Here is a 14,512-nt window from a genome sequence, read left to right as displayed (position 1 = left end):
TCTACTGTCAGAATTTATAACTGCGTTACCATCATTTGGACAGCACGAGGAAAACTTGTTGACGCCGAACTAAAAGCTTTTCTTGCTGTATCATTACCTATCTTTAAAATTGGCTGTTCTCTTCTCTAGGAATGCCGTAATTCCCTCTTTGGCATCTTCGGTTAGAAACATCTGGCCAAACAGCTCCGCCTCCAATGCTTGGCCTTCTTCAATTGTCATCTCAGACCCTTGATTAACCGCACGGAGAGCCGCTGAAATGGATGGCATCCCCTTCTCCGCAGCAATCATTTCAGCCAGCTGACTTGCCTTTGGAATGACATTTTCCAACGGAACCGCATAGTTGACAAGCCCAAGCCTTTCGGCTTCTTTTCCCGTAATAAATTGGCTCGTAAGCAAAAGCTCTATCGCTTTGCCCTTAGGAAGAATGCGAGCCAAGCGCTGCGTACCGGCAAACCCAGGAATCAAACCAAGTTTTAGTTCCGGCAGGCCTAACATCGCCTGCTCTGCGGCAATCCGCATATGACAGCCTAACGCCAATTCAAAGCCGCCGCCCAAACAAGCCCCATTAATAGCGGCGATAATCGGTTTAGGGAATTGCTCCATGCGATCAAAAACCCTTTGGCCTACCTCTGCCAGCTGTTTTCCTTTTTCCGCATTCCCGAATGCCTGGTCAAACTCTTTGATATCCGCACCGGCAACAAAGAATTTGCCTTCCCCAGTAACAACGACCACTTTGATTTCATCCTGCTTGAGAATGTAATCCAAGCAATCGTTTAAACCAGCGAAAGTCACCCCATTAAGGGCATTAGCGGGAGGATGATTAATCGTTACGTAACCCACTCGGTTGACTGCCTTCAGGCCTACATTGGCAAACTCCATGTTTCTCCCTCCAAATATAGGTATGTATATATTTTACAATCCATTTCATCCTTTATCTCTTGATTATTTTGTGACACGCAATCCATTAATCAATAGATTGTGTATCGGGTCAGCTAAGGCCAATAAATCGTATTTTCTATCATTCATAATCCAAGACGTTACAGCTTCGTCCAGCGTTCCAAATACCATTTTTCTGATGATAAACAAAGGAACATCCCCGCGAAAAACGCTTTCCTGAATCCCAAACTCTATTACCTCATCAATCAAGCTCAGATAACTCTTAATCGATTGGCGTATGCCCTGGCGAATCTTTGGATTCGATTGCCGAAGCTCCACTTGTGTGACAAAGGCAAAATCGACATTAGCGGACAAATGATCAAAATGGTTTACGACAAGCTGGCGAAGCTTGTCTGAAGCCGTTTCGGCTGTTTCGATCCGCTGCCTCGACGTTCTGATGAACTCACCCATCTTCTCATGAAAAAGGGATATAAGAATATCTTCTTTGCTATCGAAATAGAGGTAAATAGTTCCATCTGCGACATTAGCCTCACGGGCAATTTTGGTCACTTGTGCATTGTGGTATCCATTTTCCGCTATCACCTTGACTGCGGCTGTAATGATTGCCTGATATTTTTCTCCTGTTTTCTTAGCCATGCTATGTACCTCTTTAACCATGATAAGGTGAATGATCATTCATTCAATATTCAGTTTATCCAGATCAACCTTTTTTGTCAATCCCTTCCTTTTTTATTTGCTAATTTTTTGAATTTTACCTCTATTATAACAAAAAATTTGCAGAATAGGGAACCTTCCTAAATAGATTCCCTATTCCAGACTACGGGCGGTGATCCTTTTCTTCTTCGGCAAGCGCTCTTCGCAGCACCTTTCCAACGATCGTCTTTGGCAGCTCTTTACGGAATTCATAATCTTTAGGAACTTTGTATGCGGATAGTCTTTTCCTGCAAAATGCATCTAATTCCTCGCGTGTAGCTTCAGCCCCCTCCTTAAGTACAATATATGCCTTTACCGTTTCACCCCGGTAGGGATCGGGTATTCCTACAACCGCAGCCTCCATCACAGCCTTATGCTCGAACAATACTTCTTCCACTTCTCTTGGGTAGACATTAAAACCGCTAGCATTAATCATATCTTTCTTTCTATCCACGATATAAAAGTATCCTTCTTCGTCCATATACGCTACATCGCCCGTCAACAGCCAGCCATCCCGCATAACGGCTTGAGTTTCCTCCGGTCTGTTCCAATACCCCTTCATGACTTGAGGGCCCTTGACGGCCAGTTCCCCAATCTCCCCAGGGGGAAGGGGCTCTTCTGTCTGCAAATCCAAAATTCTCGCTTCTGTGTCAGGCCAGGGAACTCCAATGCTTCCTGTTTTTCTTCGATCCCAAACAGGATTGGCATGCGTTACCGGAGAACACTCTGTCAGGCCATACCCCTCTACCAGCCTGCCTCCCGTAATGGATTCGAATTTCTCCTGCACTTCCAGCGGCAATGCTGCAGATCCGCTCAAACAGGCATCAATTGATGATATATTGTATCTTTCCAATCCAGGATGGTTTAATAATCCGATATACATAGTAGGCGCACCGGGAAAAATGGTAGGTTTTTGTTTGTGGATGGCTTTCAGTAATAATGGGATATCAAACCGTGGGATCATCACCAGACACCCAGCCAACAGGATGGAGAAGTTCATTCCGATGGTCATCCCGTAAACATGGAAAAAAGGAACGGCTGCAAGCACCCTCTCGTCTCCGATCCTCGCTTTATAGAACCATGCCTTGCCTTGGATGACGTTCGCCACCAAGTTGCGATGGGTAAGCATAACCCCTTTCGCTATCCCGGTTGTGCCTCCCGTATACTGCAATAGAGCCAGATCTTCCCGCGGATTGACGGGCTCTTGATCCGTGTAAGGCGTTGTCTTTTCAAGAAGGCGACTGAATGGCTGACAAGGCTCCCTAGTATAATCAATGGTGACGAATAATCCCTTTCTTTTTTGTATGAGGGGAAAAAGCCAATTTTTAGGGAAAGGCAGGAAATCCTGCAACCCTGTCACGATCACTTCTCTTAATTGGGTATGCTCCCATACTTTCTTCACCTTTGGAAAAACAAGATCAAGACAAACCATGATCTCTGCCCCGGAATCATTCAATTGGTGGAGCAGCTCCCGCTCCATATAAAGCGGATTGGTCTGGACTACGATTCCCCCAACTTGGAGGATCCCATAATAGCAAATGACAGCCTGTGGACAGTTCGGCAGCATAATTGCCACCCGATCCCCTTTTTTCACGCCTAGCGATTTCAATACGGAAGCAAAGCGCTGAACTTTATCATTCAACTGGGAATAGGTTAAATCTTTGCCCAAAAAGTGTACCGCCCTATGGTTGGGGAATTGCTCGACTGCATCTTTCAATAACTGGGTTAACGGGACATCCGGATAATCCAACTGCTCCTTCACCTGACGGGGATAATGGGTAACCCAAGGCTTACTGTCCATGAAACCCCCTCCCAAAAAAAGACATAGAAAAAAGCACTACTAATACTTATGAGAATGCGGTTTGTACACATTCCCGTAAGCTGCAGTGCTTTTTTTCTATCTGGTGGAGTCTTGCGGATCCAGGATTTTGGGTCTTTTGGTTTTCGCTGGCATCGGGGAGCGAACAATAATATCCATCAGTGCCCGAATATTCAGCGGAAGCAATGGCCAAAGGTAAGGCGTATTAAGGGACTTGGTGAACATCAGTAAAATGATCCACGCAGCGGAAGCGATTAGGAATCCAGGGAGATGGAAGAATGCCACCGCCAAAAGCAAAGTTAATCGCACAATCCGAGTAGCCAGACTAAATTCATAGCTGGGAGTAGCAAAGGTGCCTATGGCTGCAATAGACAAGTATAAGATGACTTCATTTGATAGCAGCCCCACCTCAACCGCGACCTGCCCGATCATCAGTGCGGCAATCAAGCCCAATGCGGTCGCCAGGGAGGAAGGCGTATGGATGGCGGCCATCCGTAATACGTCAATCCCGATTTCAGCAAACAGGATTTGAACCAACAGCGGAATATTGCCAGGTTTATTTACACCAATATAGTCAAGCTCCTTTGGAAGAAGCTGCGGCTCGAAAGCAGCCAGTAACCATAGCGGCAGAATAAATACAGAGGCTAGCATAGCAATAAAGCGGACCCATCGAAGGTAAGCGCCCACGACTGGCTTTTGCCGGTACTCCTCTGCGTGCTGGACATGATGGAAAAACGTAGTCGGCGTAATCATCACGCTTGGCGATGTATCGGTATAAATCAGGACATGTCCTTCAAGTAAATGGACAGCCGCCACGTCCGGCCTCTCGGTATAGCGAACCATGGGAAATGGGTTCCAGTTTTTTTCAAACATGAATTCTTCGATCGTTTTTTCCGCCATGGGCAAACCGTCAATCTCGATCTTTTCCACTTTTTCCTTAATGCTTTTGACGAGTTCCGGATCCGCCACATCCTCCAGATAGCTGATGGCAATATCAGTCTTGGAGCGCACCCCGACCTGCATATATTCCATCCGCAAAGAAGGGTCGCGAAGCCTCCTCCGGGTAAGGGCCGTGTTGAAGATCAAGGTCTCAGTAAAGCCATCTCTTGCTCCCCGTACCACCCTCTCAGTATCGGGTTCATCCGGCGATCTGGCTGGATAGGTTCTCGCATCAATCATCAGCGCTTCATTCGTTCCATCAATAACGAGCACCAATGGCCCCGCCAGAACGGAGGAAATGATCTTATCCATTTCCTTTACTTTTTCCACTTCCAGATAGCCGATATGCGTCTTGAGCAGCTTCGATACAGCATCCGGAGCCAGCTGTTCCCGGTCGAGCTTCGCCAGATGAATGGTAATCACGTTCATCACATCATCCTTAGCGAAACCGTCAACAAAAAACAGCCCAAACTTTCTCCCGCCAAATTCAAGCTCGCGATGTATGACATCAAAGCTTTTTCCGATACCAAGAGCTTCCTTGAGGAAGGAAACATTCTCTTCCAGCTTCGAACTTAGCTCTGTCATTTTTTGTGCTTTTCCGCTTTCTGGATTGTCCATACTTTCACCCCCAGTGAATATTTTATGCTCATCTCCTACTTCAACATTTATTTCCATTAAAAGAAAAGGAGATACCTCATGATGAGAGGATCTCCTTTATGGTTCAGAACTTATGGGTTCACTGGGCGTTTCCAGCGTATCTTGAATAATGCCTTGGATTCTCTTTTTTTCCTCAGGGCTGACTCTATATACCCACATGTTATACCCATGCATCGGCATTCTTTCATTCGTTCCCTGGACTTCCACCGTAGCAATGCCAGACGAAGAAAAGTTTCTAAAAAGCGAGGCTAGCTTTCTCACTTCATCTTCCCTGAAATCCATCTTTACGTTTTCCCCGAGAATCTCCATGATATGAAAGATCCTTAGAATGGAAGCAAAGCTTGTTGCTTTATCCACTAGCTTCCGCACGACTTCCTGCTGCCGGTCCATCCGGTCAAAATCACTGGCATCAGAACCGATATCGCTCTTTCGAAACCTTGCATAGTCTAAGGCCTGTTTCCCATCTAGTTTCTGAGGTCCCGCCTTAATATCAATATTCGTTCCGTCTGTGGGATCATAGTATTTCATGCGGCGCTTCACATCTACATCAATGCCTCCGAATTCATCCACAAGCTTGGTAAAGCCTTCAAAATCCAAAGTGATATAGTGATCTACCTGAATATCAAAAAAGTTCTCCATCGTTTTTTTTACCAGGGGCGGTCCCCCATAGAACATGGCATGATTGAATTTATCCTTCCCATAGCCTGGGATATTGGCCAGAGTATCCCGAGGGATGGATAGAAGCGTAACTTTTTGCAGCATGGGATTGACTGCAGCCAGCATCATCGTATCCGATCGGGATTTTCTCTCTCCCCGGGTATCTACGCCAAGAAGCATCACACAAAAAGAATCCAATTCCACTTTCTCGGCTTTTTCCTGTTCTTTGTCCTGAGGCTTCCCCTTGCTGGGGGGTTCTTGCTCCTCGTGCCTTTCACCTTCCAATGGTTCATACCACTGCTCTGTCATATCTTTATATTTATAGTAGCCATATCCAGCCACCCCTACAGTACCTATAAAAAAAAACAGAATGGCTAGTACAATCACTCGCCGCATGTTTATTGCCCCTTCTTATGCATATAACTAAAGTATTTGACAAATCTCTTGGATCTACTCCCCTTGAGCGGGTGAAAACTTCCCTTTCTAATTTCAAACTGATATACTAAAGTGTACTATGCAACACTTCGACATTTTTTTTGGAAATGATCCCGCTCATTCCTGAGTAACGCAAGAAAGAAGGTCGCTTCATGAAGAAGGTGTTAATCTCTGGATATTATGGATTCGATAATGCAGGCGATGATACCGTCCTGTTCGGCATTATCAGCTCCCTCAGAAAACATCACCCCGCTATAGACATTGCTGTCCTCTCCAACAAGCCAAGGGAAACAACGGCTTTGTTTGGCATCCCTGCCTATAATCGCTGGAGTTTTTCAACCATCCTTCGCCAATTGAAGCGCGCTGATCTGCTGCTTATGGGCGGCGGAAGCTTGCTGCAGGACGCGACTAGTCCGCGCAGCGTGATGTATTACCTAAGCATTGTGACCATGGCTAAGCTCTTAAATAAACCTGTCATCTTTTTTGCCCAAGGATTTGGTCCGATCACGCACCCGCTAAGCAAAATTCTCATTAAGACCATTGTCAATAAGGTAGATGTCATCACCGTTAGGGACCAGGGATCGGCGGACGACATGAGAAGCTTGGGCGTCACCCGACCGATCCACATTACGGCAGACCCGGCCGTTACCATACGGGCTTCGGATGTGGATTTGAGCTTGGCTAAGCCCAAGCTCGTTCCCAATGAGAAAAAATCCATAGCGATCTCTATCCGCAAGTGGAAAAATGAAGAGAATTATAAAAAAGTCATCGCCCAGATGGCTGATGAGCTGATTCAGAAAAACTGGAACGTATATTTTCTCCCTATGCAATATCCGGCCGATGTGGCCCCTTCAAGGGACATTATCCGATATATGAATGAGCCTGGGGCTATTCTTCTGGATGAACAAATGAATTTCCAGCAAATCATTAGCTTTATTGGAAACATGGACTTTGTCATTGGCATGAGGCTCCACTCCATCATCATAGCCGCTGTGCTGGGTGTTCCGTTTGTAGGAATTTCCTACGATCCGAAAATTGACCGCTTCATTGAGCGGGTCGAAATGGATTCCGCTGGATCCATCCAAACCCTTACCTACGAATCCCTGCATGAAGTGGTCCATCGAAATTTAGACGAGCTTGCCTTAGTCAAAGAACGCTTATCCCCCAAGATTCAGGAGCTCCTGCACCAAGCGGAGAAGAGCAGTCATTTGGCCATAGAATTAATGGAGAAAATATAGGCTTGTGCATACATGCGCAGGCCTCTTCTCTTGCGATAGCTAAGTTTTCTTGTCTAATCCGTTCTAGTTTTGTCGGGTTAGCACTTGTTTTGTAGAGACGGAAGGAAAAGATTGGAATAAGAGAGAAACCTCCTAATAACGAATGACGTTAAGGGAGGTTTTTTTCATGAAAGCGATCCACCATGCCAATGAGGAACTACTTCATCTGCTATTTGATTGGAAAAGAAAAGAAGGACAATTTATCCGATTTTCGATTGAGCAGGATGAAGGGAAATGGATTCTATCCTTTTTCTCCGTTGACGAGTCGGGCGCGGATAAGCATATCTTCGCTTCATTCACTGGGAAAAATCACGATGACTTAAAAAAATGGGCCATGGAGCGATTGGTAAACTACCAACTCAGCGATGCGGTCGGATCTTAACTTTCGAAAAGAACCTGCCCAGCAACTCCTTTACTGATTCTTCCTTCATGGCGTAAAGCATTCCGAAGTACAATACCATGGCGGCCAGCACGATGACAGGCACTTGCAGCATGCCCCAATCCCCTGTTGGCCCCTTCAGGAACCATACGCCAAGAGACATACCTATAACAGCTAGAACCCCTTTCCCAAGGGACTGATAGAAGGCCGCCGAGAAAAGCTGACCGATCGCACGTCTCAAAAGAACGGCTTGAATGGAAAAGTTAATAAACGAAGCAAGGGAAAATGCAAAAGCTATTCCTCCATGATCCAACAAGGGGATAAGCATGACACTAATCCCAATATAGATAATCACACTAATGCCGTTTGCAATCACCGGAATTTTTGTATTCTCTAAAGAGTAAAACACGCGCGTCAGCATATCTCTGCCCATCCAGCCCAAGATGCCAATCCCATAGAAAATCGTGGCCCAGGCAGTCAACGCGACATCTTCCTCTGTAAATGTTTCTTTATGCGCATAGAAGAATTCAACGATTTCCTTCGAAAGAAGCACCAGCCCGAGTGTCGTAGGCAACAGGACGTGATACTGATAAAGGATGCCTTTTCCCATCACGGCTTTCATCTGATCGAGCTGCTTTTTTTTCACATATTCGGATAAGAGCGGAAACAAGGGAACAACCAAAGCACCGGAAAAAACAGCAATGGGCAATTGTACGATACTATTGGCAAGCACAAGAGAGGACAATTTCTTATCTCCGAGTCCTGAAACAAGGAAACGCTCAATAAAAACGTATAGTTGCGAGATCGCCATCCCAGCCATAATCGGCAGGAATCTTTGCTTCATCAGCCGGATTTGTTCATCCTGATTGAACCCTGCATTCCACCTTAGAAAATACCCTCTCTTCTTCAGCGGTCCGATCAAATAAAAGGCAAACAAAACATACCCAATGGTCGTTCCCCAAGCTACCCCCTTCATCCCAATCCACGGAGCTAACGTATACAGCGAAACAATGACCAGCACGCCTGAAATCACCGTCCCCAGGGAAGGAGCAAAGAATTCATTATGGGCATTGAGCACGCTAGAGAAAACGGATATCAGCCCAATAAAGAAAACGGAGGGCATCATGATGCGAAGCAAATCAGCCGTTAGCTTCTGCTTTTCGGCATCGAACTCTTTGGCTAGAAGCGAGACAAGCTCATGAGCCCAGATCATTCCGCCAAGAGTCAGCACGGCGAAAAGGATCAGAATCGCGGTCATTACCTTTTGAAACAGCTCATTTCGCCTCTGTTGCTGTTCCTCGCCCATCAGCCCTTTGAAAATAGGAATAAGCACGGCATTGATGGCTCCGGGAATCACAAGAAACAGCGTTAAGGGAATCGTTACAGCCATAAAATAGGCATCGGTTTCTATACCTAAACCAAATTCATTCGTTACAAAAACATTTCTTAAAAAACCAATAAGCCGTCCCAAAATGGTAACGGCCAAAAGAATCATGGTTGCCTTAAAGAAATTAGCCATCGGTTTCCTCCAGTATCTGTTCATACAACCGGACCGTATTCGTCAGCATCGCATCCAGAGAAAACGATTGCTTCACCTGACGATGCGCTTCCTCCGCCAATCTCTGGGCAAAATCGGGGTTGTTCATTAGTTCTATGACATGCTTCGCTAAATCCTCCGAAGAGCGCGTTTCGATGATCAAGCTATTCTCCCGATCTTCGGTAAAGTCCAGCACCCCTCCTACTCCTGTGACAGCCACAGGCCTTGATGCAGCCATTGCTTCCAAGATGTTTAACCCCAAGCCTTCCGAAAGGGAAGCACTGACAAAACAATCAAAGCTATGCAGACAATTCGCAATATCCTTGCGAAAGCCGACAAAATGAACATGCTCTCTGATCCCTAACTTCTCTGCCAATGCCTTTAATTCCTCTTCTTCCGGTCCTGATCCTACGATGATCAGATGTGCCCTTGAATTGGCTTGCAATATGCTAGGCATAGAAGAGATGGCATAGTCTATCCCTTTAATCTTGACCAGGCGAGATACGATTCCAATTAGGTAGTCGTCATCGCTCAACCCGAGTTCATCGCGTAATACAGGACTCCCTTTGGAAAAAAGGTCCACATCTATCCCGTGGTGGATCACCGAGAGTTTCTCAGCTTTTACCCCGTCTTCCCGAAGATATTCAGCAATGGATTGGGATACGGCTATAAAGTGATCATTGTATGCTCTAGTCCATTTCTCCATACGGTAAGCAAAAAAGTAAGCTAACTGATTGGTATAATCAAAATGAAGCAGACTATGTATTGTCGTTACCAAGGGAATCTGAGGAAACTTCCTTGCGGCCAAGCGGCCAAAGAAATTCGCTTTAACTCCGTGAGTATGTATAATGTGCGGCTTTTCCCGCAAAAACACCTCGCGCAATCCCGTGAAAAGGCGGAAATCAAAACGGTCAAACTTCAGCACTTCAACTTCAATTCCACGGTTTCGCAGTTCCTTCGAAAAGGATGCTTCATAAAAGCAAACGACTTTCCCCTTAAAGCCATATTGCGGCATAAGAGAAAGGAGCTGAAGAATATGCTGCTCCGCTCCACCGAACTCTCCCCCGCCGATCACATGGACTACCGTTCTATTCTGTTCCATCGTTTCTTCTCACTTCCTGACGGCACAACAAATAAAAAATAAGTAAATTAATTTTATCTCAGATCACCCTCACTGTGCAATCATTAGACTTGATTTTTATAATCGCATGTGCGGTAATAGTATAGGTAACCCACTCGCTTTTCTTTGCCTATATAGTTATTTTATAGAAGCAAGAAGGCAAAAAATCAGTCTTGCACTAGGAGGTTCTTGCCCATGCTCGCTAAGGGCCAATTCATCTTGTTTAATCGCTTCTCATGGCTATATTTGCTTTTATTCTTCCCTATTATTGATTATTTTCTCCGAGTTCTTGTCCCGATTCCTGTGCTTTCTTCGTTGTGGGACGAAGCTGTGCTCGTGGTCCTGCTTCTCATCTGCAGCTGGAGAGTCATTGAAACCAATAGAAAGCTGCCATCCATTAAAGTCCCTTTAGTCGCTTTTGTCGTCCTTGGCCTTGCGTTCTGGGTATCCGACATGAAAAACTTCTTTATAAATATTGAAGGCTTTCGTGCTGTCTACCAGTACATGGTCGCCTTCTTGATAGGCTTCTACATATTAGACGATCGGAAAGAAGTGAAAAATGTACTGCAGAAACTGCTGATTACAGCAACACTCGTTGCCCTATATGGATTGGGGCAAGTGATCCTGCAAGTGGAGACCCCAAAAGCCTGGGTGGATGCTAGTGAAAATATTACGACCCGTGCTTTTTCCATTGTACAAAGCCCTAACATTCTAGGGAGCTATATGGCGCTCATGAGTCCCATTGCCTTTGGCTATGCGCTTACCCGAAAAGGGAAGAACCGGTGGCTTTGGATGCTCGTTGGACTTATGATGCTCAGTGTCCTTTTCTTCACTTACTCACGCGGCGCTTGGCTGGCATTTGCCGGGGCCATTGGATTCATCACGGCATTCTTTAATCGTAAGCTATTAATTGTGCTAATCATTGTTGCCATTCTTACCACCCTTTTCGTTCCTCCGGTCACTTCCCGCATCGAGAACCTGTTCAGTGAGGAGTATATTGAGAAAAGCTCTAATGACGGCCGAATCGGACGCTGGCTTGGGGCTTATGATATGATGAGAGCCAACCCCGCATACGGATTGGGGCTGGGGCATTACGGCGGCGCTGTCGGGGATCGCCACTTCGGTACAATCTATGTGGATAGCTACTATTTTAAAACCTTGGCAGAGATGGGGCTGATTGGCCTCGGCCTGTATTTTTGGCTCATGGGCACCTTAGCGAAAAACGGGTACCAGGTCTGGCGAAGGCAAACGAAGGGTTCTTCGTTTTTTCTATACGGAGGCCTCTTCACCGGAATTGTTGCCGTGATTCTTCATAATGCTGTAGAAAACATTTTCGAGGTTCCTTTTATGAACACCTTTTTTTGGCTGCTCACTGGGATGATGCTTTCCTTCCCATATTTGAAGGACAAGCAATCGGGAGGTGACGGAAGCTATGAATAATTTCCTGCTGCTGCTTTACTGTATATACCTTTATTTCATTTATCGATTATTAGTGATTCCGGCCTTGGCTGATTTTTCCTACTACGGGCTCTTGATTGTCCCTTTTGCTTTAATTTTATTTTGGCTGGTTCCTCGGACCGAACGGAAAAAGGCGATCGTTTATACCTTTCTGTTTCTGCTGTTGGATCAATCCATGGAAAATGCGTTTAGAGAGCTGGACCTTATTCCTTTCAGCTTATCGGTCCTCTTTATCTTCCTGTTTCTCTATCCGATAAGTCGCTGGTATGCCCATATTCGCTTACCCGCCTTTTCCATCGCCATCGTCATTGCTGTGACATTCAATGTACTCTTTCCTCATAAGACCGTGCTGATGAGTCCTTACTTTTATAAGAAGTGGAATTCGGAGCAGCTCTATATCGGGGAGATGACCTCTCACTTCTCCATAGCTGCGCGGGATCTGACTGGAGATGGGAAAGAGGAAATTATTACTCTAGGAAACGCCGAAGAAGTCAAAGCATCGTTGGATTCATCAAGGCCGACTGTTCCGACCTATATGCTGGAGCAAGAGCCGCTATCTCTTTATGTTTACACTTGGGAAAACGATCAGATGAATCGCATTCCGCCAGAGCAGTTAGACCGTGAAAGAATCCTTTCCCTCCTGCCCAAGGAATACATTGGTTTCCCATATTATACGTTGAATGAGCAATTGGAGCTCGAACCCCTGATTCAGCGCCAGCCCCTTACTGAAGGCATGATGCAGTTCGGTACTGCTCCTTACCGGGCCTTGCTGTTAAACATTGAAAATATCGAACGGGAGTTGGACAAGTATAATGGGGCCTACGATATTAAGGAACAGGTCGGTTCCAAATATCAGAATGTAACCCTCAAGAATGGGACCTTAAGCGGAATATACGATGGTACCTTCTTCGAGACTCCCTCTCCTGCTACAAAAATTATTGATGCGGTGAAGATGGGGAATGGGCAGGAAGGAATATTGGTGCTTGGAGCAGATGTTCACCTCTTGCAAATGGTAGAGGGAAAAATGAAAGTTACGCATGAACTTACAAGAAATATGCATAAAGGCTTGGCGCAAAGCCAATATAAAATGATTGATCTTAACAGCGACGGGAAAGACGAAATTATGTTGAAGCATCCTTATTCGGCATTACTATCTCCTCAACCGGATGGAACATGGGACATCCTATGGAGTACAGAGGAGCGAAGCTTCCGTTTTGAAGACTCGCTTCATGCCGGTGATACGCATGAACTAGTCGGCTTGAGCAAAAGTGCTGTTCGAGCAAAGGATACCCGTTATCTTACAGGTTTCCGCTATACTCAAGAAGGATTAGAGCAGACTTGGAAAGTGTTCCTCACCATGAACAATGCGGCCTATGCGGATATCGATGGCGATGGCGAAAAAGAGCTCATTACGTCCATCCAAGGGACCCATAAGATTTTTGTCTGGGGCAGGCATTCCATTCCTGTTATCTACCTGTTAATAGGGATGACTGGCGCGCTCGTGATCTATCTAGCGGGAAGGAGGATTCGCCATGGGAAACAAACGGCTTAAGACCTGTTTAGCTGGCCTATGCTTGACACTGATCCTTAGCGGATGTTCCGTGGTCCCTTCCAGTAAAACCGTCTTCACAACTGCGGAAACGCCATCCGCTGATGCGACGACTGCCATTGATGCCCGCAGCCTCTTGCAGGAAGCGGTGAAAACAACTATAGAAGGACACCCGGATGATAAGGACGATTCCAATGCGCAGTTTTGGTACACAGGATATGTTTCCAACAGCATTGGGGATCGAAAGACAACAAGTATGTATGAAGGCATTCTTATTCGCCCAATGGAAGCCTATTTAGTCAATGGAAGAATGGCTGGTATTCCCTTCAGTTACTATCGCTGGGAAGACCATTTTTATATGAAAAAAGGAGATGTATGGTTTCGCGCTTCTGAAGACGAAGTTCTCCCGTATGATCCTTTCCGCGGCTTCCTAGATTGGCTACCGCTGATGGAAGAGGCTCAAAAGCTTCCAGATCAAGAAGTATTAAGCATTCCTGCGGATGTCATACAGGTTCGAATCAGCGGAAAGGAATGGATTGAGAAATCGACTTCTCCGTTATTTGAGGAACTGAAAGGAAAGCTTAAAGGTGACCCTTCTCTCGGCAATGTGCTCGATAATACTGTTGTAAAAACCACCTTGTGGATTGGCAAAAAAGACCGATACATCTACCAATACAGTACATGGATCGTGATGCCGCTTCCTGGCGGAGGGTATTTCGACCAAGAAACTTTCTTCCGCTTTTATAAGTTTGGCGATCCGGGAATCAATAGCCGCATAAGTCCTCCCGAAGAAGTGGAGAAATGGGTCACTCAATTCGAAGAAAAAATCAAAGCTGGAGAGCTCAAGGACTTGCCTGAAGAACAGCCGGTAACGGATGAGGAGTAAAGAAGTCTTCGCGAGAGCTTCGGGTGCTTGATCTAGAGACAGTCGACCTGAAATAACAAGAGAAAATCCGGCTATTAGCAAAAATGGCCGGATTAAAAGCAAAATAAAAGGAGAAAATCCGCTTATTTCTACAAAACGTACAAAAAAAGTATGTTTTACGGAAATTAAAGGGAGATTCTCCTTTTATTTTTCAGTTTTCATCATTAACC

The 14,512-nt window shown here is 45.6% G+C and carries 12 protein-coding genes; 5 read left to right on the top strand and 7 right to left on the bottom strand.

The features are described from left to right. Window positions 1–93 precede the first annotated feature (93 nt). The 5 genes from ABLT31_RS18465 to ABLT31_RS18445 all read right to left on the bottom strand — a co-directional run bounded on the left by ABLT31_RS18465 (window position 94) and on the right by ABLT31_RS18445 (window position 6,058). On the bottom strand, window positions 94–879 hold the full coding sequence (locus ABLT31_RS18465; RefSeq protein ID WP_367754288.1) for an enoyl-CoA hydratase: 786 nt from the start codon (window positions 877–879) through the stop codon (window positions 94–96). 63 nt (window positions 880–942) lie between these two features. Continuing rightward, window positions 943–1,533 (bottom strand): TetR/AcrR family transcriptional regulator, encoded by a 591-nt coding sequence (locus ABLT31_RS18460; RefSeq protein WP_367754286.1) that lies wholly within the window; start codon window positions 1,531–1,533, stop codon window positions 943–945. A gap of 181 nt (window positions 1,534–1,714) precedes the next feature. Continuing rightward, window positions 1,715–3,391, bottom strand: a complete 1,677-nt coding sequence (locus ABLT31_RS18455; protein WP_367754284.1) for an AMP-binding protein — start codon at window positions 3,389–3,391, stop codon at window positions 1,715–1,717. 96 nt (window positions 3,392–3,487) lie between these two features. After that, window positions 3,488–4,966, bottom strand: a complete 1,479-nt coding sequence (locus ABLT31_RS18450) for a spore germination protein (protein ID WP_367754282.1) — start codon at window positions 4,964–4,966, stop codon at window positions 3,488–3,490. Between the two features lie 96 nt (window positions 4,967–5,062). Next, the gene (locus ABLT31_RS18445) at window positions 5,063–6,058 is read right to left on the bottom strand and encodes an LCP family protein (RefSeq protein ID WP_367754280.1); all 996 of its coding nucleotides are present in this window, start codon (window positions 6,056–6,058) and stop codon (window positions 5,063–5,065) included. A gap of 191 nt (window positions 6,059–6,249) precedes the next feature. On the opposite strand from ABLT31_RS18445, the gene csaB reads away from it, so the two are divergent. Together csaB and ABLT31_RS18435 are read left to right on the top strand one after the other, a co-directional pair. Further along, entirely contained in the window at window positions 6,250–7,335 is a 1,086-nt protein-coding gene (gene csaB / locus ABLT31_RS18440) for a polysaccharide pyruvyl transferase CsaB (RefSeq protein ID WP_367754278.1), read from the top strand. A 166-nt stretch (window positions 7,336–7,501) separates the two neighbouring features. Next, a complete protein-coding gene (locus tag ABLT31_RS18435; RefSeq protein ID WP_367754276.1) occupies window positions 7,502–7,756 on the top strand; it encodes a hypothetical protein in 255 nt (84 codons plus the stop codon). On the opposite strand, the gene murJ is transcribed toward ABLT31_RS18435, so the two are convergent. Both murJ and ABLT31_RS18425 read right to left on the bottom strand, forming a co-directional pair. Then, window positions 7,734–9,272, bottom strand: a complete 1,539-nt coding sequence (murJ, locus tag ABLT31_RS18430; protein ID WP_367754274.1) for a murein biosynthesis integral membrane protein MurJ — start codon at window positions 9,270–9,272, stop codon at window positions 7,734–7,736. The genes ABLT31_RS18435 and murJ overlap by 23 nt on opposite strands. Then, window positions 9,265–10,392, bottom strand: a complete 1,128-nt coding sequence (locus tag ABLT31_RS18425; RefSeq protein WP_367754272.1) for a glycosyltransferase — start codon at window positions 10,390–10,392, stop codon at window positions 9,265–9,267. Before ABLT31_RS18425 ends, murJ begins: the two co-directional genes overlap by 8 nt. A gap of 213 nt (window positions 10,393–10,605) precedes the next feature. Between ABLT31_RS18425 and ABLT31_RS18420 the strand changes: the two genes are divergently transcribed. From ABLT31_RS18420 to ABLT31_RS18410, 3 genes are read left to right on the top strand one after another with little or no spacing between them, the layout of a single operon-like run. Beyond that, window positions 10,606–11,850, top strand: a complete 1,245-nt coding sequence (locus ABLT31_RS18420) for an O-antigen ligase family protein (RefSeq protein WP_367754270.1) — start codon at window positions 10,606–10,608, stop codon at window positions 11,848–11,850. After that, window positions 11,843–13,420, top strand: a complete 1,578-nt coding sequence (locus ABLT31_RS18415; protein ID WP_367754268.1) for a hypothetical protein — start codon at window positions 11,843–11,845, stop codon at window positions 13,418–13,420. Before ABLT31_RS18420 ends, ABLT31_RS18415 begins: the two co-directional genes overlap by 8 nt. Beyond that, entirely contained in the window at window positions 13,401–14,303 is a 903-nt protein-coding gene (locus tag ABLT31_RS18410; RefSeq protein WP_367754266.1) for a hypothetical protein, read from the top strand. The genes ABLT31_RS18415 and ABLT31_RS18410 overlap by 20 nt, the downstream gene beginning before the upstream one ends. Window positions 14,304–14,512 lie beyond the last annotated feature (209 nt).

The sequence above is a fragment of the Ammoniphilus soli genome (assembly GCF_040813775.1).
Note: the sequence above shows the minus strand (reverse complement) of the source record. Positions and strands in the feature narration are given on the sequence as shown.